At 54.1% G+C, this 20,122-nt stretch carries 24 protein-coding genes; 11 read left to right on the forward strand and 13 right to left on the reverse strand.

All coding sequences use genetic code 11. From position 1 onward, the window contains the following. Window positions 1-489: 489 nt before the first annotated feature. The 3 genes from KK925_RS02340 to KK925_RS02350 all read right to left on the reverse strand — a co-directional run bounded on the left by KK925_RS02340 (window position 490) and on the right by KK925_RS02350 (window position 3,077). Window positions 490-1,080, reverse strand: a complete 591-nt coding sequence (locus KK925_RS02340) for a lysophospholipid acyltransferase family protein (RefSeq protein WP_174582792.1) — start codon at window positions 1,078-1,080, stop codon at window positions 490-492. A 152-nt stretch (window positions 1,081-1,232) separates the two neighbouring features. After that, on the reverse strand, window positions 1,233-2,666 hold the full coding sequence (gene lysS, locus KK925_RS02345; RefSeq protein ID WP_328706681.1) for a lysine--tRNA ligase: 1,434 nt from the start codon (window positions 2,664-2,666) through the stop codon (window positions 1,233-1,235). Window positions 2,667-2,711: 45 nt separating this feature from the next. After that, a complete protein-coding gene (locus tag KK925_RS02350; protein WP_174582794.1) occupies window positions 2,712-3,077 on the reverse strand; it encodes a 6-pyruvoyl trahydropterin synthase family protein in 366 nt (121 codons plus the stop codon). A gap of 133 nt (window positions 3,078-3,210) precedes the next feature. Here KK925_RS02350 and KK925_RS02355 point away from each other — a divergent pair, with 133 nt between their 5' ends. From KK925_RS02355 to KK925_RS02370, 4 genes are read left to right on the forward strand one after another with little or no spacing between them, the layout of a single operon-like run. Then, the gene (locus tag KK925_RS02355) at window positions 3,211-3,855 is read left to right on the forward strand and encodes an RNA polymerase sigma factor (RefSeq protein WP_174582795.1); all 645 of its coding nucleotides are present in this window, start codon (window positions 3,211-3,213) and stop codon (window positions 3,853-3,855) included. Window positions 3,856-3,875: 20 nt separating this feature from the next. Continuing rightward, a complete protein-coding gene (locus KK925_RS02360; protein WP_174582796.1) occupies window positions 3,876-4,391 on the forward strand; it encodes a hypothetical protein in 516 nt (171 codons plus the stop codon). Beyond that, window positions 4,369-5,430, forward strand: a complete 1,062-nt coding sequence (locus tag KK925_RS02365; RefSeq protein ID WP_174582797.1) for a S1C family serine protease — start codon at window positions 4,369-4,371, stop codon at window positions 5,428-5,430. The genes KK925_RS02360 and KK925_RS02365 overlap by 23 nt, the downstream gene beginning before the upstream one ends. Window positions 5,431-5,473: 43 nt before the next feature. Continuing rightward, the gene (locus KK925_RS02370; protein ID WP_174582798.1) at window positions 5,474-6,397 is read left to right on the forward strand and encodes an OmpA family protein; all 924 of its coding nucleotides are present in this window, start codon (window positions 5,474-5,476) and stop codon (window positions 6,395-6,397) included. An 80-nt stretch (window positions 6,398-6,477) separates the two neighbouring features. Here KK925_RS02370 and rpsU read toward each other — a convergent pair whose 3' ends face one another. Both rpsU and KK925_RS02380 read right to left on the reverse strand, forming a co-directional pair. Then, the gene (gene rpsU / locus KK925_RS02375) at window positions 6,478-6,648 is read right to left on the reverse strand and encodes a 30S ribosomal protein S21 (protein WP_174582799.1); all 171 of its coding nucleotides are present in this window, start codon (window positions 6,646-6,648) and stop codon (window positions 6,478-6,480) included. An 89-nt stretch (window positions 6,649-6,737) separates the two neighbouring features. Further along, window positions 6,738-7,733 carry a zinc-dependent alcohol dehydrogenase family protein gene (locus KK925_RS02380; RefSeq protein ID WP_214096226.1) on the reverse strand — a complete coding sequence of 332 codons (996 nt, stop codon included), beginning with the start codon at window positions 7,731-7,733 and terminating at the stop codon, window positions 6,738-6,740. Window positions 7,734-7,873: 140 nt separating this feature from the next. Here KK925_RS02380 and KK925_RS02385 point away from each other — a divergent pair, with 140 nt between their 5' ends. Then, window positions 7,874-8,338, forward strand: coding sequence for a host attachment protein (locus KK925_RS02385; protein ID WP_174582800.1), 465 nt, complete (start codon window positions 7,874-7,876; stop codon window positions 8,336-8,338). Window positions 8,339-8,600: 262 nt separating this feature from the next. Here the strand turns inward: KK925_RS02385 and KK925_RS02390 are convergent, their stop codons facing one another. Both KK925_RS02390 and KK925_RS02395 read right to left on the reverse strand, forming a co-directional pair. Then, a complete protein-coding gene (locus KK925_RS02390; RefSeq protein ID WP_214096227.1) occupies window positions 8,601-9,044 on the reverse strand; it encodes a hypothetical protein in 444 nt (147 codons plus the stop codon). A 308-nt stretch (window positions 9,045-9,352) separates the two neighbouring features. Then, window positions 9,353-9,535 carry a hypothetical protein gene (locus KK925_RS02395; RefSeq protein ID WP_214096228.1) on the reverse strand — a complete coding sequence of 61 codons (183 nt, stop codon included), beginning with the start codon at window positions 9,533-9,535 and terminating at the stop codon, window positions 9,353-9,355. Window positions 9,536-10,000: 465 nt separating this feature from the next. On the opposite strand from KK925_RS02395, the gene KK925_RS02400 reads away from it, so the two are divergent. From KK925_RS02400 to KK925_RS02415, 4 genes are all read left to right on the forward strand, one after another. Continuing rightward, the gene (locus KK925_RS02400) at window positions 10,001-10,336 is read left to right on the forward strand and encodes a hypothetical protein (protein ID WP_174582802.1); all 336 of its coding nucleotides are present in this window, start codon (window positions 10,001-10,003) and stop codon (window positions 10,334-10,336) included. A 496-nt stretch (window positions 10,337-10,832) separates the two neighbouring features. After that, window positions 10,833-11,426: an RNA polymerase sigma factor gene (locus tag KK925_RS02405; RefSeq protein WP_174582803.1), complete on the forward strand. Its 594-nt coding sequence runs from the start codon at window positions 10,833-10,835 to the stop codon at window positions 11,424-11,426. Next, complete coding sequence (locus KK925_RS02410) at window positions 11,423-11,872, forward strand: hypothetical protein (protein WP_174582804.1); 450 nt, start codon at window positions 11,423-11,425, stop codon at window positions 11,870-11,872. Before KK925_RS02405 ends, KK925_RS02410 begins: the two co-directional genes overlap by 4 nt. Beyond that, complete coding sequence (locus KK925_RS02415) at window positions 11,850-12,308, forward strand: hypothetical protein (RefSeq protein WP_174582805.1); 459 nt, start codon at window positions 11,850-11,852, stop codon at window positions 12,306-12,308. Before KK925_RS02410 ends, KK925_RS02415 begins: the two co-directional genes overlap by 23 nt. A gap of 2 nt (window positions 12,309-12,310) precedes the next feature. On the opposite strand, the gene KK925_RS02420 is transcribed toward KK925_RS02415, so the two are convergent. The 4 genes from KK925_RS02420 to KK925_RS11230 form a co-directional block, all read right to left on the reverse strand. Beyond that, entirely contained in the window at window positions 12,311-13,063 is a 753-nt protein-coding gene (locus KK925_RS02420; RefSeq protein ID WP_174582806.1) for a DUF72 domain-containing protein, read from the reverse strand. A gap of 344 nt (window positions 13,064-13,407) precedes the next feature. Next, window positions 13,408-14,196 (reverse strand): HAD hydrolase-like protein, encoded by a 789-nt coding sequence (locus KK925_RS02425; protein ID WP_174582807.1) that lies wholly within the window; start codon window positions 14,194-14,196, stop codon window positions 13,408-13,410. Window positions 14,197-14,208: 12 nt separating this feature from the next. Next, window positions 14,209-14,991 (reverse strand): enoyl-ACP reductase FabI, encoded by a 783-nt coding sequence (locus KK925_RS02430; protein ID WP_174582808.1) that lies wholly within the window; start codon window positions 14,989-14,991, stop codon window positions 14,209-14,211. Continuing rightward, entirely contained in the window at window positions 14,967-15,095 is a 129-nt protein-coding gene (locus tag KK925_RS11230; protein WP_268905620.1) for a hypothetical protein, read from the reverse strand. The genes KK925_RS02430 and KK925_RS11230 overlap by 25 nt, the downstream gene beginning before the upstream one ends. Window positions 15,096-15,134: 39 nt before the next feature. Between KK925_RS11230 and KK925_RS02435 the strand changes: the two genes are divergently transcribed. Next, a complete protein-coding gene (locus tag KK925_RS02435) occupies window positions 15,135-17,177 on the forward strand; it encodes an MGDG synthase family glycosyltransferase (RefSeq protein WP_174582809.1) in 2,043 nt (680 codons plus the stop codon). A 110-nt stretch (window positions 17,178-17,287) separates the two neighbouring features. Further along, entirely contained in the window at window positions 17,288-18,316 is a 1,029-nt protein-coding gene (locus KK925_RS02440) for a biotin--[acetyl-CoA-carboxylase] ligase (RefSeq protein WP_174582810.1), read from the forward strand. On the opposite strand, the gene KK925_RS02445 is transcribed toward KK925_RS02440, so the two are convergent. Both KK925_RS02445 and KK925_RS02450 read right to left on the reverse strand, forming a co-directional pair. Next, complete coding sequence (locus KK925_RS02445) at window positions 18,313-19,197, reverse strand: ABC transporter permease (protein WP_214096229.1); 885 nt, start codon at window positions 19,195-19,197, stop codon at window positions 18,313-18,315. The two genes, KK925_RS02440 and KK925_RS02445, sit on opposite strands and share 4 nt — an antisense overlap. A 5-nt stretch (window positions 19,198-19,202) precedes the next feature. Then, a complete protein-coding gene (locus tag KK925_RS02450) occupies window positions 19,203-20,120 on the reverse strand; it encodes an ABC transporter permease (protein WP_174582811.1) in 918 nt (305 codons plus the stop codon). Window positions 20,121-20,122 lie beyond the last annotated feature (2 nt).

A 20,122-nucleotide genomic window follows, 5' to 3' on the forward strand; every position in this document is an offset into this window, starting at 1 on the left:
TTTTTTGTGATACCGCCCTGAAGTTCCGGGAGCCGGCACCCGGCAAGGCGGGAGGGACGACGTTAACGGCCTTGATCCCCCAGTTGGTGATTCCCCGTCTGGCTGGATCACTTTAGGAGCTTGGCTTCTCCGACTGCCTCTAGAACCTGCGTGGCACTACCTTCGTCATCCACCATTTTGGCCCAGCCGGTTTTCCAAGAAGCCGCTCGACGCCAGCGAGGACGTGAGAAGCAAGGGGTAACCCTTTGTTACCAGAAGAGGGAAGGGCGAAGGTTCTCTTTCTTTTTCGAAGAAAGGATCATTCCCAGGCGTTTCTATTTGAGGATTGATCGCTGGCGTCTGCTTGCGTTCGCAAGGACAAGCTTCAAGCCAATAAGAGGGTTTGCAGCAAAAGAAAGTGCTATGGGTGCTGCGCTGTTATGCCCACGCTTGGTGTGCCAGAGGGAATTACCTTGGGTAAAGGCTGGAACCTTCCCCCAAGCATCGCGGCTAGCTTCCCAATTCTACCCTCAAGCGCTCTTGATAGACCTGGAGTTCTTTTTCACTGGCGTCATAGGGAACAGAAAACGGCGCGCCAATGCAAAGACGGCAATACGAAAAGGGAAGGGGAACCTGAAACCGATCCCAGCTGCGTAATTCGAGTTTGCGGGTAAGATGATAGGTGACCGGGACAATCGCTAAGCCCGTGAGCTGACTTAGTTGCAATATCCCTTTTTGGATGCTATATCTTGGCCCCCTCGGTCCGTCCGGGGCGATTCCCAAATCCCATCCTCCTCGTTGTGCCAAACGAACCATCGCCCGAAAACCCGAGCTTGCCTTTCGGGAGGTTGATCCGCGAATCGGCAACACAGAAAACTGGGTTAATAACCGTGAAAGATACTGCCCGTCATTGCTATGACTTATAAGGACAGCTAACTTCCGTCCTGGGAGGAACTGCCGGTAGAGATACGGTAGGAGAAAGAAGCGGTTGTGCCAGAACGCAAAAATGAGCGAGGAGTTCGGAGGATGGGCGATAAGCCCAGCAGGATCGTGGAGGTCATAGACTACGGTTTTGGCCACTCCCTGAACAAGGATGGCCATAGGCCTTGTGGGGAAGCGCCGTAGCCAGTGTTTGAGAGCCATAGAGGTATTGTGGTCAAAACCGCAAGAGCTTCCAGTGGAACCTCTTGCTGCAAACCAATCCGTGAGGGCTCTTTATACGGCTTTTCGTTGGGGAGGCAATGCAGCGGGGCTCAGAGTGGGAAGGGTTTGGGTCGATGGGTAGGAAAAAAAATGACCTCACGGATGGAGCTGACCCCTGAAAACACCATAACGAGGCGGTCAATTCCGATTCCGATCCCACCTGCGGGTGGCATGCCGTATTGGAGAGCGTGGAGAAAGTCTTCATCGATGGTTCCGCCCTCTTCCAGCCGCGTTTCCATTCGTTTTCGCTGCAAGAGTGGATCGTTAAGCTCCGAATAGCCAGGCGCAATTTCCATACCTCCGATGATGAGCTCAAAAGCATCCACAACCGTCGGGTCTTGCGCGTTGGGCTTGGCAAGGGGGACAAGCTCGGCAGGTAAATGGCTTACAAAAAGCGGGCAATACGTCTGCGATTCCACCCGTTTTTCAAAAATTTTTTGGGAAAGGTCGACCGGATCGGTGGTCCCGTGCGTTTCGACCCCTAGTTCAAGGGCTCGCTTCTTTTGCTCTTCGAAAGAAAGAAGATACCAGTCGCTTCCGGCCGCCTCTTCGATGCACTGCCGGTATGTCTTCCATTCCCACGGAGGGGTAAGGTCGATTTCTACCAGCCGATCCTCCAAGGTTCGCAGGGAATACTGCAGCTTGCCCAGTAGCTCCTGGGCCAGTCCAACAATTAACTCCTCGACAAGCTTTGCCATCGTACGGTAGTCCGCGTAGGCCCAATAAGCTTCGAGCATGGTAAATTCGGGGTTGTGTTTCCGCGAAATGCCCTCGTTACGAAAATTGCGGCCTAGCTCGTAGATTTTTTCGAATCCGGCCACCAAAAGCCGTTTCAGGTAAAGCTCTGGAGCGATTCGCAGATAAAGATCTAGATCCAGAGTGGTGTGATGGGTGACGAAGGGTCGCGCTGTGGCCCCTCCGGCTACCGGGTGAAGAATCGGGGTTTCGACCTCTATGAATCCTCGGTCTTCGAGCATCCGGCGCAACTGCCGAATAAGACGGCTTCGCAAAAGGAAAACCTCGCGTCGCTCTGGATTGGCAATAAGGTCCAGGTAACGATGGCGACTCCGAAGTTCAGGATCCTGCAGACCGTACCAGAGCGACGGAATGGGTCGTAACGATTTGCATAGCAAGCGAAACGATCGTGCCCGCACCGTTTTTTCACCCGTTCGGGTAGAAAAAAGCTCCCCTTCGATTCCAACAATATCTCCAAGCTCCAACTCTTTGAATAACCGATAACTCTCCTCACCAAGGGATTGAACGTTTCCGTAGATTTGAATCTTGCCACTTTGATCCAGAAGATGAGCAAAAACACTTTTGCCCATGTCTCGCCAGGCAATGATTCGGCCCGCCAGGCGGACTCGTTGGTTGCGCGGCTCCCAGGAGAGAATCTGCGCTGAGGGGAGCGTATCCAAAAAAGCCTGGCCAAAAGGGTCCACCCCATGGCTTTTCCATTGGTCGAGCCGTCGGAGCCTTGGTTCCATCAGACGATGCATTTCTTCCATAGGGTCCTCTTTGCGCCTTTTCCTCTAGGTGTCACCACGATAGATGCACCGGGTTTTTGAGGTTTCCTGGATGACGATTTCGTACAATCCCGGGAGTTGGGGAAAGAGTCGCTCCCAAAACCAGGCGGCAAGCCGTTCCATGCTGGGATTTTCTAAACCGGCAATCTCGTTGAGGACTCGGTGGTCCAGTAATGCAATCAAAGGCTCTACGGCCTCCGAAATGCGCGCGTGATCGTAGAGGATTCCCGTTACCGGGTCAACAGGACCACTCACGGCTACCGTGACGCGAAAGCTATGGCCGTGAATCCGGCGGCAATGGTGACCTTCTGGGAAGGAGGGCAGCCACTGAGCAGCTTCGAATTCAAAATCTTTTGCCAAGATGACCTTCAAGGTTTTCCCTCCTTGGAACAAAAAAGCGTTCCTTGCCAAGAAGCAAGCCTCGCACACTTCGGGAAAGCTTTTTCTTGCTTCGTTGGTTTGTGCCGCGGTAATCTTAGCTACGCAGTCGAGGAGCGTTTTGGCTATGGTGGACGAACTTCTTTCTCGGCACCGGGCGGCTTGCGAGGAACAGACGCAGGACCCGCAGGTGGCTCCCCCTACGGAACCTTCGGATCGCGAACTTGTGGTGCGAACGAAAAAGGGAGAACCCGAAGCATTTGACTGTTTGATTCAGAGGTACCAGCGGCGACTTTTCAACGTCATTTATGGGATTGTGCTCAACTATCAAGATGCGGATGACGTTTTACTGGAAACACTTGTCAAAGCCTATCGAAACATCAATCGCTTCCGGGAGGATTCTTCCTTTTACACATGGATTTACCGGATCGCAGTCAATAGTGCGATTAACTGGAGGCGCCGGGCGTACACAAGGCCCACGGTAAGTCTTGAGGCAGATGAGGAAGAACGCCCGCTCCCTGAGGAGTTGGTGGATCAAAGGAGCGGTCGAGAGTCGCTGCGGCGATTGGAGCTTGAAGAACTACAAAAGAAATTGAACGAATGCTTGTCACGGTTGTCTTACGCTCATAGGGTGGTAGTGACCCTTTTCGATCTTGAGGGAATGAGCCATGGGGAGATCGCCCAAATTTTGGGCTGCTCGGAGGGTACGGTTCGCTCCCGGTTGTTTTATGCCCATCAACAACTAAAACGTTGTTTGCAAGGCTATTGGTAAACCTGATAGAAGGAAAGAGGATGAAGAACCGCGCCACCAAGGATTCTCGATATCGGGACGAGGAGAATCACCGCATAGGCCGTCTGGTTGCTTTTTTGCTTGAAGAGGAAATTGACCGAAAGGTAGGAGATAAGTATTTCCAGTCACTGTCGGGCCGTTTTCGGCAGCGGCTCCAAGCCAGTCTGGTTCAGGAACCCACCCTTCCTGAAAGGTTCCTTCGATGGTGGGCCGTTCATGCTGGGCATATGGTCCTGTGGCCATCACGAGCGCGCTGGGCGATGAGCATTGCAATGGTGTTACTTTCCCTTCTTGGCGTGGCTCGCTGGAAAGAAGCACGAGTCAAAGGGACTTTTTTGGCAGGTTCGAACCTCTCATCAACTCCTGCCCGTGTAGAGACGCAGCTTGTGACACCCGCGCGCAATCGTGCCCCCTCAGTCGCTTTGCCCCCGGTTGCTCCTCGGGTCATTCCGCGGCCTGAGGCCGAGTATGTGTTCACCGGGGCATCAGAAACGTATGATCCCACCGTCGCCTTTTAGGGTTGTCGGGCGATTGGTTGTTTTTCTTTTAGGCGGGTGTCTTCTGACCTGTCACGATCTTGTCGGGCAAGGGCTTTTCGAAAGTATTGAGCGCGAGGTCAATCGTATCTTTCTTACGGCCAGAGAGGGGGTAGCTCGCGTTTGGGCTCGCCAGGGCGAATTGACGACAGTCGGGACGGGGTTTTTTGTGGCTCATGATGGGAGTCTTCTTACGGCTTGGGGTGTCGTCGGATCTTCCCGGGAGGTTGCCGTGGAGATCGACGGGCGCCGGTATGCTGCTCAGGTGGTGGGGGGCGATCGGCGGAGTGGAGTGGCCCTGGTTCGGGCCGCTGCTCCGCAATCGCGGTACAAGATTCTGGCTATGGGTGATTCAAGGTGCCTACAGCCTGGGAGTCCTGTGGTTGCCGTCGGCTATCCCTTAAATCTTCCCGCAGCTCCCAGTTTTGGGCTTGTTGCAGGGATGGATACGCAGTTTCTTAACCAATTTTTCCCTACCACCCACCTTCGAACTGATGTGTCCGTCAGTCCGGGGCAGATTGGTTCTCCCTTGCTCAATGATCATTGCGAGGTCGTTGGCATGGTGGTCATGGTAGCAGATAACCGGCGGATTACCTATGCCCTGCCAAGTCAAGCTCTGGAGCGCATTCGGGACGATCTGGTCAGCTACGGTCGTGTTCGATACGGGTGGGTTGGCGTTGAGGTCGAGGAGGCCCCGGGCGAGATGGTGGAGGGAAAATTTGCCCGGATCAGCCGTCTAATTCCTGGGACGCCCGCGGCAAGCAGTGGCCTTCAGGCAGGTGATATCCTGTATGAGCTCCAAGGAAAACCCATTCATTATCCCAGGGACGTAGTAGATCCCGCTTTTTATGCTCGGGTAGGGCAGCGATTAAGCGTCGCCGTCTTGCGCGGTGAGACCCTGCTGCGCTTTTCTCTGCCTGTCGTAGAGAGGCCCATCGCTTCCGAAAATGGATTGCTTGTGGCTCCCTCTAAGGAACGGGCCTCTGAAGAGGTTCGTAATGTCAATGTCTCTAGGCCGTAGTGCGAGAAAGACGGAATCGTTAAGCGATGGCTTTGCCTGAAGCATGAGCGAACCCTTGCGACTTCCCGATTCAGAGGACCACGATCCGGCAAAATCGTGGTTGACGATTGCCCGTCCGGCTACCCCTCGTCGATGGCTCGTTGCCTTTTCTTGGAGTGGAGCGGGAGCATGGATGCTTTTCCTTGGGCTTACTGCGTTTCTGGTAACAATAGCGGCATATTCTTTCCTGGGATACCGGAAAATGGAACAACGCACCCGCTCCCTTGCCGAAGACAACCTTTTGCTTCTTCGGGATAACCAACGCTTGCGATCCGAGGTGGACAAACTCCAGAGCGAACTAGCCAAAGCCGGGAGTCTTTTACGGACCGAAGAGGCCCTTCTCGAGCGGACAGCTCAGACGCTTCGTTCCGTGCAGGAACGGGAGGAAAAACGAGGGGGTGCACTCGGGCTTGCACAAGACCAGGAACGGAGCCGGGCTATTGCCTACGGGCGTGCCTTGGAACGAGCGAAAAAACTCCAAACTTGGGTAAGCGAAAAACATTTGACCGGAATTTCGGTCGGCGTCGTTCAGGACAAGGTACGTATGACGTTGGCACAGGAGCTTCTTTTTCGTTCAGGAGAAACCCGGCCCCATGCAGAAGGGATCCGATTGTTGAGAGAGCTATCGGCCGTGGTTCAACCCTTGGAAAACGATGAGGAACTCTGGGTGGTTGCTCATACCGATTCTCTTCCTCCTTCTTCCTGGGCCCAACCAACTTTCCCCAGTAACTGGGAGGTAAGTTCGCATCGAGCCGCTTCGGTGGCTCGACTCCTGGCGACGGAGGGCCATTTTCCCACTGGGCGACTGGTTGCTTTAGGCTGCGCAGAAGGTAGGCCGGTTGCACCCAACGACACACCCGACGGAAGAAAATGGAATCGAAGGATCGTCCTTTGGATCCTCCGTTCGCCCCTCTCGGAAAGGCCCTAATTAGCTGTCTTTGCTTCTTGGGAGCAAAAACCGCCAAGGGAAGGTAGCGAAAGCTTCCGGTCCAAAGGACCAAAAGAAATTTACGCCTTGAGCCGAGCCTCTTTCGACTTGCGTCGCCTTTTATCGCAAGGCTTTTCGAAACTCCGTCGCATGCGAGCTTCCCGTAAGGTACCTTCTCGGTCGAGTTTCTTTTTAAGTCTCCGTAACGCTTTATCGATCGATTCCCCTTTACGAAGCTTAACTTCTGTCATGCCGTTCCTGCTTTCTACTCCAGGCGATTTTGGACCCAGAGCTCCTTTCGCATGGCACAATCTTCGATCCGGTAGTGGTTCGTCAAGTCTCAATGTTTCTTCTTGGGGAGAAGAACTGCCGCCCCCTGGATTTTCCCCAAACGGAACTCCCTGATGGCTTCGTTCGCAGCTTCCAAAGGGTACGTGCGAACTTGGGTTTGAATTTTGATTTGCGCTGCACGCGCAAAAAATTCCTCGCCGTCCTTGCGGGTGAGGTTGGCAACCGATTGTATGGTTCTTTCATCCCATAAGAGCCGGTACGGAAAGGAGGGGATATCGGTCATATGGATCCCACCGCAGACCACCTTTCCTCCTTTGCGAAGATGCTCAAGAGCCCTAGGCACAAGAGCTCCGACAGGCGCAAAGATCAGGGCGGCATCCATGGGCTCTGGGGGAGATTGGGTGGAATCTCCGGCCCACGCACATCCAAGACTTCGTGCAAAAGCTTTGGCAGCTTCGTCCCCCGGTCTTACAAAGGCAAAGACGCGTTTTCCTTCCGCATGACAGAGCTGAACCAGAATATGGGCGGCAGCACCAAATCCATAGAAGCCCAGGACATTTCCATCCCGGGCCATGGAGTAAGCCCGAAATCCAATGAGACCTGCGCAAAGAAGCGGAGCTGCTTCCACGTCTGTGTACTGCGAAGGGATCGTAAAGCAGTAGGCTTCGTGGGCAACGGTGTACTGAGCATATCCCCCATCGACCGTATAGCCGGTAAACCGGGCGTTGTCGCAAAGGTTTTCTCGGCCAGAGCGACAATACGAGCAATGCTCACAGCTCCAGGCCAGCCAAGGAATACCTACACGGTCTCCTAGACTAAATCGCCGGCACCCTGGCCCACGGGCAACAACGGTGCCGACGATCTGGTGCCCCAGGATGAGAGGAAGCTTCGGAGACGGAAGATCCTTTTCGAGAATGTGAAGATCGGTTCGACAGATCCCACAAGCGGTGACCTGGACGAGAATTTGCCCCGGACCTGGCTCCGGGCAAGGCCAATCCCGGCACTCCTCAAGCTGGTCTCCACCGTTCCATACCATGGCCTGCATAGGGGGGGTCCTTTCTCAAAAGCTCCAGCCACCTCAAGAAAGATCCAAGGGGAGAGCCTTGGGATCTGTGGGGTCGGGCGAAGGTCTAGGTGGGGTAAGCATTCTGGACGCTTGCCACGACTCCTGTTGAGCGATTAACTATGGTTCCAGTTATGCCCAAGCTCAATCTCATCGTTGTTGCCGATCTTGGCTACCTTAACGCTTACGTAGTAGCATACGATCCGCTTACAGGAAAGCCGAGACTTGAACTTTTAGAGACTCTTGCGCTGGTGGAAGCCCACAAGCGGCTACGAGAATTATTGAGCGACGAGGCGGGCCGTTTTCCTGTAATCAGCCTCCATCTGACCGGGGCCGGCGCAACCGGAGAGCGGCACAACTTGGAACTGGAACTCAAAAAGCGATTAGTTTCTGTGTTAGCCCAAGCCATCACCGAAATTGTGGCAGAGCACAATCCGAAACGATGGGCTCTGGCAGCACCGGCTGAAGTTTTACACCGGCTTCGGGAAAAGCTGCCCCAACGGGTGCAAGCAAGTTTGGCGCAAACAGTGGAGGCTGATTTAACAAAAGTGAAACCGTCAGAACTTTTAAGCTATTTTCAGAGGTAGTGGCCTTCTGGAGAGGGTTTTCAGGGTGTTGGGGAGAAAGTTCCATGGCCCTGGAGAAGCGAACGGACCGGAGCACTAAGGAAAGTTCCTCGAAGGGCTCAAGAGCTGTGCTGTTGGCTTTAAGGAAGAGCTGCCCGGGGAAATGAAAAAGGAGGGTCTCGCAATTTGACCTTTTCTTTTTTCCGGTGGCTTTCTGGCTCTTTCAAGGAAGGTGTTTCATGGGGGCTTGCAACTCTTCCTCAAAGCATAGACAACCATTCCCCTACCACGGAAGATCCTCCGGGATGCCGGCCGAACGGCGCTGCCGACGGTTCGCGTGCCGGGATTTCGCTGGTAAAACCTGGATAGCGCCCCAGTCCCACGTCTTCGGGGGCAAAGGCATCGGAGCCAGTCGATTGTTTCCCGAAAGGGCGTGTGCTCCATGAACCGCTTTGAGTCTCTTCCGGACCCACCGCCATGGAAACGACCATACATGTTGCGTCCAATCGCTTGCGGGTAGGGCCAAGTGACATGACCCCCGTTGCGAGTAGGCACGACTGCCTCTGGCACGGATACGCGTTCCCAGAGACCCAATCCTCTCCAGCTGAGGGCACGAGGCCGCGCGGTTGACCGCACCCATCACAGACGTGTAGGCCGGGTTGACTCCGATCAGCTCGACTTCGGCAGGAAAAAAGGATCGCTTTTCCCTCTTCCTTGCCCTTGCCATCGAGATGCAATCCGATCCGACGAACATCCACCCGATCGCCAAAGCGGTCCGTTTCGGGCAAGCCGAGATGATCCTCGTTCCTGTCGATCCTCACCGCTGCGGCAAGGTGAGCGTCACCAAGGAAAGAGGTTGCACCGCGACGCTCGCAAACACTCGCCACCCCTTTCGGTCCCGCTCGAACCGGTAGCTTTACCGCAGATGCCTCCCGCTTCCGGACGAGTTTCCCTGTCTTGGGTGTTCTCTTCACCATCCGGCTGGCGGAAAGGACCTGGAGGATCGCCTCCTCGCCGTAGAGCAGACGCAGACCCTCAAGAACCAGGTATTGGCTCGGGGTCTTCCATCCGTCCGGAAGCCGCAATGGCAACCGATCGGCTGCCGTCCATGGATACCGTGGCCTGGCAAGACTGCTTGGCGGCCGTCTCGTACTTCGACCCTAGCACATAGAAACGGGCTCCTCCATTCCACCTGCCAATCCTTCTTCCCGCCCGCATGGTTGGAGTATCCGTTTTTCTTCCAAAAAACTCTTAATGGGAAGAGGCCGCGGCAGCCCAAACAGAGGCGCACCCGCTCGGGATTTCTGACGGGGCAAGAGCACGTCAAGTTCGGTCCGCAGGATGACTAGCGGCCTTTTTTGCAAAGCGTTTTATCCTGGCTTCCTTTCCTCAAGCTCGCGGATCACCTTTTCCGCTCTCCGGAGCCCGCTCCTTAGCTTCGTCCATGAGCTGGGGCCGCCGTTGGCCCACTCCAAGCGATCTTTGCTTTGAGCTCGGACCCGGACGGCATCGAGCTCCCAGGCGGTTACACCCAACCGCTGCAGGAAAGATCGACTAAGTTTTTTAGCGAAACACGAGCCCGCATCCGGCACCAAAACTTTGCTCCAGCCTGCCCGTAGAGCGCCGGATAGGCCTCGGAGACGAGAAACCTCTTCCAGTGTCAGCGTCAAACGTGTCTCGTATGTGAAAATTGAAAATCTTTCTCATAAATGCCTCCGACCGTCTTCTTCCACCGTTTCCAGTAGACCTCTTCCCGTAAAGCCTGGCACACAAGGAAACGATCTTTTCACGCAGGGCGCGCACGATATCGTCGGTCAATTGATTGGGATCCACCACCGGGATCGATCGACTCTGCACGCCCAATGTCACTTCCCGCTACTCGAAGCCCAAGCGCATCAGCCGGCGCGAGTGGGCGACCACGATGACGCCGGCCTTGAGACAAGAGAGCCGCCCAACGAACCCTCTATGATGGTCATTCATGCCGGAGCCGCCCTCCTTGGGGGCTTTGACCATCGGTAACGGTTTGCCTGAGAGTAAACTCGGAAAATCCAAGCCAATTGCCTCTCTCAATCCAGTGTTTCATCGGCGCTGGATACCTATGCCTAGAGGGTCAGGCCGTCAGGCCGTTCCGACTCCGTATGCACACGATTACCCTCCCGGTTGGAAACTCTTCTGCGGGAACAGCCAAACGCTCCTCTTCCACATCCGCCAAGCCGTCTTCTAGCCAACACCCTGCCGCTTGGCCCATACACGCAACTTTCTTCGGATATGCTGTCAGGAAGAGCCTTATGTGTCTTTGTATTGTTTTGCTGTTGGCAACCCTACGGACAGTTAGCTAGTGGCTTTGGTAGAAGGCTCGAACCCGGAAGGGGGCAAATGCGGTCCATTACTATTGTTGACGATGAGTCTCTACTTTGGATGAGGCAACCCTGGGGACCCATAGGATTTTCGCGTGGCCGGTAACCTGATGGAAGAGGGCCGCGTCATTACTTAATAGACGGGTGGCCCTTTGTTCATGGAAATTTCAGAGCTGGATGCTGTCTCCCTTGCCGAGGCTCTGCGAGCAGGGGATGAGAAGGCGGCGACCCTTGTTTTGGAAGCCATTTATCCCTTGGTCTTACGAATTGTTCGCAATCATCTGCCGCGACGGATGGAGGAAGAGGATCTCATTCAGGACGTGCTTCTAAAGGTATTGACGCGCATTGACCAATATCGGGGTGTGGCGCCCTTCCATCATTGGGTTTCCAGAATTGCCCTCTCTACCTGTTTGGATGCTCTCCGGAAGGAAAAGAGAAGACCGGAACTACGGTGGTCGGAACTTACTCAAGACGAGAAGGTGGTGCTGGAGGAGTTGGTGAGTCCTAGGGAGTATGAGGGTGGGCCTGCGCATCTTGCCGCGGCCAGGGAGCTTGCCGAAAGGTTATTAGAGGCGCTGTCTCCGCAGGATCGGATTATAGTTCGAATGATGGATATGGAAGGCGCTTCCACAGCCGAGGTGGCTGCCCTTTTGGGATGGGGCATTTCAAAAGTAAAAGTTCGGGCTTCCCGAGCTCGAAAAAAGTTACGCGCGCTTTTGGTGAAGCTCGGAGAGGAGGTGGACACCCAATGAGAGAGCGTTGGGAAGGAGCTTGGGAAAAGCTGGCACGGTGGGTAAGCCAAGCCCCGGTGGAAAGACATGACCAGCCTTCGGTCCTCCCCCCTGAAACACTGCGGCAGATCCTGGCACAATGGCACAGGGAACGCGCCAAGCGGTGGGAGCAACAGTCGGCATTATGGGGTGGATGGATCCTCGTTGGGGCTCTGGCCGCCGTTTTGGCCTTTGCTTTTCTCTGGCAAGGGGAGGATATCTCGCAGCTCGATCCCAATTGGGAGGATGTGGATTGGGAGAATCTGGTAGAGCCGACGACGGGTGCAACCTTACCCGAAGCGTCTTTTGGCACGTCAGAAAAAGAGAGACACACATGGGTTTTTTTAAAGAAGAGCTACCTTTTGAGCCGTGCTTCTCCGGTTGGGATGCCAGAGGGAAAAACAAATGAAGCTCTTGAATCTTCTTAGTCGGCCCTGGTTTATTGCTCTTTCGCTTGTCCTTTTCTTTGGGGCGTCGTTTGCTTCGGGGTTTTGGGTGGGAAGGGCGAGCCGGTGGAAAAGAACAGTCGCGCTCCCAGGTGCCCGGGTTCATTACTGGGCGAACCAACTAACCCAACAATTGGAGAAGGGTTTGCCGCTGTCCGCGGATCAAGTTCGCAAGATTAGTCCCATTGTGGAAGAGGAATGCCGCCGTGTAGGGGTCAGTATGCACCGACATTTCTTGGTGGAGCGAGAGCGACTTTGGAAACAATTACAGATGCGAATTAGTCCTCTTTTGGAACCGGATCAGCGCCAGAAGTTTGATCTTTGGATAAAGCGAAGAGTCGAAACGCTGGAGAAAAAACTGAAGCGTTTACCTGGTGAACCAGCTCAAGGGGCTGGCTCAGATGGAGCTCCATCTTAAAGTCAGTTGCTTTTTGTAAGAAGTTCTAGGAGTTGTCGCGCATTTTCCCAAGCGATTCCATGGGCCGTGTTATCAAAATAAATGTGTACCTCATACTTCTTCGCAAGCCAGCCGCAAATCCTGTAGGCCCATTCCGTTAATTCTGCGCTCGTATATGCAGAAACGTAGGTCTCGGGACTGCCGTGGAGCCGCACATAAACGCAGTCGGTGGTAACCGCTTCCCAAAAGGGCCACTTCCCTGAGTGGGATTGGCAATTGGCCAATTGCCAGTGTCGCAAAATGGACGCCACTTCCTGGTTGTGCCATGAGGAGTGCCGAAACTCAAGGACATGTCGAACGTCTTTCCATTCCTTAAGAAGGCAAGCAAAGGCTTTCAGCTTCTCAAGATCACAGTGCAAAGAAGAGGGTAATTGCCATAAGACCGCTTTGAGTTTTGTCCCCAAGGGACGGCAACCCTCGCGCTCCTGCAAGACTGCCTCCGGTGTGCACGAAAGTTTCTGAACGTGTGTAATTCGGCGAGACCCTTTGATCGCAAAGGCAAACTCTTCCGGGGTAGTCTTATTCCAGCTGGTAAAGGTTCCGGGGGATACCGCTCGGTAGAATGTGGCATTGACCTCGACTGCGGGAAAATGTTTTGCATACTCGGTTAGCCAATCTCGAGAAGGTAAACCTTTGTAATAGCGGTCTTTCCAATCAGAATAACTCCATCCGCTCGTTCCTAAATAAAGGTCGCCTGGGAACTCAGTTACCTTCATCGAGATCCTTGGGGAGATTGCGAAGTCTCAGGGTTGGGCTGTTTTTGCACGAGTCGTGTGAGCCGATTGTGTTGAGGTCCTATGATGATAACGTGAGAACGTTGCAACGCTAGCCACACGGCTATCGAGCTTGCAGCCATCGAGAGTGCGAGGACAATGAGATCCAAGCGGAACCGAACAAGGAATTGAAAAAACGGTCCCCAAGGTCTTTTCGGCCGACTTTGCCCTGCGGGCGCAGTCTTTTGCCGATGTTGGGGGTTTTTTCGGTGAGCTATGATAAGAGGTCGCTTTATGGCCATGGTGAAGGGTGCTTTCCTTTGCGCAGTTTCGCCCAGCCCATGGCTCTACGCCGGTGGGGCCGCAAGAGGAAGGGATACATTCTTGGATTCCTTACGGACAAGATCCCTCTTTCCTTTGTGATGCCTACGGGCCGAAAGACTCTTTAGAAAAGAAAAAAATGCTTCCACGTCGCCCAGATTCTCCCAAACCGCCGAATGGCCTGTGGCGAGGAGTTCTTTGCGGGAAAAGTTTCCTGTGGCCACTGCGAGAGCCTGGGCTCCGATCCCATAAGCGCACCGGATATCATGCGGGGTATCGCCGATGATGAGAACCTGCACTGGGTCCACCGGTTGCGCAACGAACTGGATCGCTTTTCGCAGGGCAGCGCGTGCCAAATCAAGACGATCAAAACCGTCTTGAGCAAAGGCGCCAAAGGGAAAGTAGGAGTCCAGACCAAAATGGTCTAATTTAATCAAGGCCGCTTCCTGAAAGTTGCCCGTTAAAAGCCCGTGGACAATTGACCGTTCGTGGCGTTGGCGGCTTAACTCGAGGATCTCTTTGACGCCCTTCTGAATCTGGCCCCTGCTTTGGCCCAATTCCCGGCGTAATCGATTACAATACACAGCAATAAAGGTTTTTTCCTGCAAAACATCCCACGAAAGCCGGTACTTCTTTGCAAACTGGTGGAGAATGCACCGATCCGTTTGCCCGCTGACTTCGATCCCATCCCAACTCAAGTCCCTTCCTGTGAGTTCCTCCAATGCCCCGAGCATGGCGCTTCGCCCGGCTCCGCCGGTTGAGATGAGGGTTCCATCCACATCCCAAAGGCAAATGGTGACTACTGGATCGGCCAAGCTCCCCAAAGCTCATCCTCCCATAATGGAGTAACCGCAGTCAGCAAAAACAACTTGACCCGTAATCGCACTGGCTGCCTCGCTTACGAGAAAGGTGGCCACGGCTCCCAGCTCGGGCAAAGAGACGTTTCGTTGTAATGGTGAGCGCTGCGCTGCGTAGCGAAGCATTTCCGTAAAACCAGGGATTCCCCGGGCTGCAAGAGTGTTGACGGGACCTGCGCTAATCGCGTTGACGCGGATTCCTTGAGGGCCTAGATCGAACGCAAGATATCGGACAGTCGCTTCTAGAGCTGCTTTGGCTACCCCCATGACATTGTAATGGGGAACGACCTTCTGGGATCCGTAGTAGGTTAAGGTAAGAAGCGAACCGCCCTTTCGGAGGAGGGGAGCAGCTCTTTGTGCCAAACCGATCAAGGAATAAACGCTTACATCGAGCGCCGTGTTAAAGGCAGCTCGGCCTGTATCCAAAAGCCGCCCCTCCAGTGCTTCCCTGGGTGCATAAGCAATACTGTGGAGAAGAAAATCCAAGTAGCCGACTTTGGAAGCTAATTCCGTAAAAAAGCGGTCAAGTTCTTGGTCGGATGCCACATCACAAGGAAAGGCCAGCGAATCAGGACCTAATTCCGGGAGAAGCTCGTCGATATTTTTTTTGAATCGCTCCCCTTGGTAGCCGATCAAAACGCGTGCCCCGGCGTTGTGCCACGCTTGCGCAATGCTCCAAGCAAGACTTCGATGGTTTGCCACACCCAGCGCAATTCCGACTTTCCCCGCTAAAACTGCTTGCACGCAACCCATGGAAGCACAATGACCCCTATCTGGCAAGTCCCGGTTCGGTTTCCCGCAGCCGGATAACCGTATGCCCAGACCGAATTGTAACACAGTTGTAACAGAATCAACATTGACACCTGGAACAGTTCTTCCTAGCGGTAGAAAAAAAGATGATAAGAATACTCTGTCTTACTGCAAGCTTTGGCGAAGGGCATAACTCGGCCGCTCGGAACATTCGGGATGCGCTTCTTTGGCTGGGTCCACCAGACATACGGGTGGAGATCTACGACCCGTTGCGAGAGATCCCTGGCTGGACTCGCTGGCTCGAGCAGGGATATCCGCTGGTGGCGAATGAATTTCCCTGGCTGTGGCGTCTTCTTTATAGGAGCTCGGCGCGGTGGCGGTGGTACCGGCCGCTTTTGGCTCGATCTTCCGCACTTCTGGCCTTTCTCGATGGGCTGCTTCACGAAAGTGAGCCGGATGCTGTTGTGTGTACCTACCCCTTGTTTAATTTCTATCTGCATCGGCTGTATCGTGAAGGGCGTGCCAAACCGTTTCACCACTGGACCATTGTAACGGACACCCTTCCTCTCCATCCCATCTGGTATGAGTGGCCCACCGACGCTTTTGCGGTACCCGATGAGGCAACCGGCGCTTTTCTTCTCCAAAAAACCGGCATGGATCCCACCAAGATTCACGTGACCGGTTTTCCCGTTCCCGTAAGTCTTGCGCATCTTTCAGAGCGCAAGAGTAAAGTTCCCCAGCCCATTGAGTGGGGCAACCCTCGCATTTTATATGTGCTTGGAACTGGCTGGAAATGGGCTCGCCGCATCGTTGAGCTTTTAGCCCAAAAAAAGGAATGGACGGTCACCGTAGTATGCGGCCGTAACGTAGCGTGCTATCAACGGCTCAAAACGTTTGCTCAGCGGTGGGGTGACAGGGTCGAAGTTTTGGGATGGACGGGGAAGATGGCGGAACTCCTCCTTTCTCACCATGTTGTTGTCGGCAAGGCAGGAGGTGCTCTCGTTCAAGAAGTTCTCGCAGCGCATCGACCAATGGTCATTACACAGGTGTTTCCGGGCCAAGAGGAGGGAAATGAAGCGTTGCTGCGAAGGCTGGGCGTAGGTTTTCGGGCCCAGCGTCCCGGAGAAGTGGTTAGGTGTCTGGAAGAGCTCTTTGCCCATAACGGCCGGCGCTGGAAGGAGCTGCAACGGAATTGGCCAGATCCTTCCCGGGCAGATGCCGCTGTGCGAATTGCACGCGCGATTGTAAGCCAATGTGAAGACCGATCTTTGGATTCCGACGTTACCTTTTCCTTCTCCTTCATTCCTCGGATGACCGGCACCGAACGTTCGTCTTCCGTTCTTCTGTGTGATTTTCATGCCCATACAACCTTTTCAGACGGATCGTTAACTCTCCGCGAACTTGTGGATTTTTATGGCTCGCGTGGGTTTGATTGTCTGTGTGTAACCGACCACCTTGTGGATCCAAAAGTTCTTTTGGGTCGCCTCTGCCGGCTCACCGGGTTAGTCCTTGTTCCGAGCCAGTTGCCTCAATATTTTGCTGCCATTGAAGAGGAAAAACGTCGAGCCTGGACAGAATATGGACTCATATTGTTCGCCGGGATCGAATTTAATAAAGATTCCTTAGCGGCGAAGAGCTCGGCCCATCTGTTGGGAGTTGATGTCAAAACACCCATCGATCCTGGGCTGAGTTTGGAGGAAATTATCGATGCGATTCATGATCAAGGCGGACTTGCCATTGCTTCTCATCCCCATAAATTCCAAAGCGTATGGGGAAAAGATACCTTATATCTATGGGAAAACCGAGAACGTTTCGCGCTTCTTTTAGATGCATGGGAAATCGCCAACCGGCATGATCTTTTTACTCCTGTTTCATTAAAGAAACTTCCTTTTGTCGCGAATAGTGATTTCCATAAGCCAAAACACATTTATTCGTGGAAAACGGTTCTTTTTTGTGAAAAGGACCCTGAGGCGATAAAAGCTTGTATCCGGGCCAATGAAAAGATTGCGATTAGCCTCTACCGAGGAGCGCATTGGCTAGGGAAGGCGGGAAGCGGTTGGTCATTGGTAGGGAGTGAGCAAAAGGGAAAGGGGGCATTTTCCCCTAGAGCCGAGAGCAGGGCCAAGTTTTGGGAGGTGGATAGAAGGAGTTTTTCTGCAGCCCCCGGTTCCGTTGGGAGTTGCGAGTAGCGACTTTTTTAGCTTGGGGGGCCTAGCCGGGCGCCAAGGAGGGAGCATGGCGTGGGATGGGAAAAAGGCTTCTTGGCGACGAGGCTTTCCTTCGATAAAAAAAGAAAAGCTTGAGCGATTGGGAGAAAGATTCTGGGCCGATTGTGACGGAACAATCGTGGCGGAGGGATTTCTGGGGTCTTCTGTGGGAGAGCCGGTCCGGTTTTGTACCATGGGAAAAGATTCTCAAGCTGGGTCGATCGACTCAAGAGATCGTAGAAGAGGCGTTTTTTTTAGAAAAACGAGGTTACACCCTGGAACTTTCTCCCGTTCTTGGGATCCGACTCTTGGCTCCGCTACCGGATATTTTCTGCTCCCGGGAGTGGGAATATCGGCTTTGGATCTCCGGAGTTCCGTGGGTTACGGGCGTAGCCTATCCAGTGGTCGGATCTACCAATGAGGAGACGCATCGTTGGGCCGAAAAGGGAGCCGGTGAGGGATTTTTTGTATTGGCCGATGCCCAGAGGCAGGGTCGTGGTCGCTGGGGGAGGGGCTGGCAGTCGCCCCTTGGCCTGGGACTGTACGGAAGTATCCTTTTGCGACCCGGTTGGGAGGCCAGGCAGGCGACTCGCCTTGCGATTGTAGCCACTCTGGCCGCAGCGGAAGCCGTGGAGGAGACAAGCGGTCAAAGAATCGACCTTGGTTGGCCGAATGATCTTTTCCTTGAGGGAAGGAAAGTAGGTGGGGTGCTGGTCGAAACCCGCACTCAAGGAGCTGCCTTGCAAGAGGCGGTCATTGGGCTAGGTCTTAACGTCCGGCAGACCGAGGAGGATTGGGATGAGGACTTGAAACCAGTCGCTACTTCCCTTGCGTCTTACGTTTCCTCACCGCCCAGAAGAATGGATCTATGGATCGCTTTTCTGCATCGATTGTACCGGAATTATCACATGGACTTTTCCCTTTGCCGTGCCCGTTGGGAAGCACGCTCTCCGATGCTCCAGCGGCTGGTGCGGATTGAAAGCCCAAGGGAGATGTTTGTGGGGATGGCCTTGGGATTGAGCGAGCTAGGGGAACTCAACGTCCAGACGGTTGAGGGGAGGGTCTATTCGCTGGGCCCAGCAGCTGTAACCCGGGTGCGAGTGACGGAGAGCGGCATCTAGGGTCTTCGAACATCCCAAAGATCCCGAAGTCCTTCCCCGATGCGATTGAGAGACCAAAGCAGAATCCCCAGGGACAAGCCGGGTGCAGCCAAGAGCCACCAAGGGCTTTGGAGTGGGTTAATCGCTTGGGCTCCATCGGCCATAAGAGTTCCCAGGCTGGCATGGGGAGGTTGTACGCCAAGGCCCAAGAAACTAAGGAAGGATTCCTGCAAAATCACCGAGGGGACACTCAGGGTTAAGTACACCGTAACAATTCCCTTAAGATGGGGCAAAATTTGGCGTTGCACGATTTTCCAAGCCGTTTGGCCCAACGCTCGGGAAGCGTGTACGAAAGGGAGTTCGCGCAAGACTAAGACCTGCCCTCGAACCACGCGTGCAACCGTCAGCCACTCCACGCACCCCAAGGCAACGAACAAAAGAAGGAGCCTCGTTTGGGGCGCCCAGGAGACCAAACCCACGGTTGCCAATACATGGGTTACCGGTTTCTCAAAGATTGTAATAAGGAGAATGGCAAAAAGTAATGTCGGAAGAGAGTAGAGAATATCGACGAGGCGCATGAGAATATGGTCGACGGTTCCGCCAGCGTATCCCGAGATGGCGCCGTAGATAACGCCGATTGTGACACTGACGGTGGCTCCCACAAGCCCCACCAGGAGAGAAATCCGGATACCTTCAAAAAGGCGTGCTAAAAGGTCTCTCCCGTGAATGTCGGTTCCCAGCCAGTGCTCAAGAGAGGGAGGGGCCAGTTGTTTTGTGCTCATTGTGATTGGGTCATAAGGGAGAAGCCAAGGTCCGAGGAGCGACGTAAGCGTTAGGGTCAAAAGACAAAGCACGGGTACGGGCATGAGCTTAGTCCCGGGCCGGAAAAGGATGGAATGCATGCCTTTTACGTTAGACGTATCCTGGGATCGCATAGTGCATAAAAAATATCCGATATGAGATTAAAGGAGACAAGAAGTAGGCTATAGACAAGAACGATGCCTCCGGTGACAAAGACATCACGGTTAAGAACACTTTGGACAAAAAAGGAGCCCATGCCTGGAATATGGAAAACTTCTTCGATTACCATAGACCCGGTCAAAAGATTGGCAGCCAGAGGGGACGCATAGGAAATGAGAGGTAAGAGGGAGGGTCGAAAGGCATGTTTCCAGAGAATCCGTTGCCAGGAGAGACCCTTTGCGTGCGCGGTTCGAATGAAGTCTTGCTCAAGAACTTCCAGGAGACTTGCCCGAAGCAAGCGTGCAACGATCGCCGTAGGAGGTGCGGCAAGGCAAAGAACGGGAAGCAGTGCTTGACGTGGAGTCCCCCAACCGGCAGCGGGTACCAGCCGGAACTCAAGGGAGAAAAGAAAAATGGCCAGGGGAGCCAGGACAAAGGAAGGGATACACAGCCCGGCAAGGCTTATGGTCAGCACGAGACGGTCGGCAGAACGGTTATGCCACAAAGCAGCAAGACAACCGAGGACCGATCCAACCACTAGGGAAAAAACCAGCGCTAGGCTTCCCAGTCCTAGCGAGATGGGGAGCGATTGTTCCAAGATTTCCCGCACCGTTCGGTTCCGGTACTTAGTGGAAAGGCGAAGATCACCCCGTAAAAGATCCTGCCAGTAGTCAAGGTACTGGGACCAGATGGGGCCTTGAAGTTTGTAGCGGGCTTCCAACTCCCGGAGGATCTCCGGAGCAATGGCTCGTTCGTCACTAAAAGGGCTTCCAGGGGCTATTCTCATGGCAACAAAGGTAATACTCACCACAGCAAACACGACCACGGAAGCCCCAAGCACACGCCGGACAATGAAACGCACCATCG

Origin of the sequence: Candidatus Methylacidithermus pantelleriae, from assembly GCF_905250085.1 — a bacterium.
Taxonomy (GTDB): domain Bacteria; phylum Verrucomicrobiota; class Verrucomicrobiia; order Methylacidiphilales; family Methylacidiphilaceae; genus Methylacidithermus; species Methylacidithermus pantelleriae.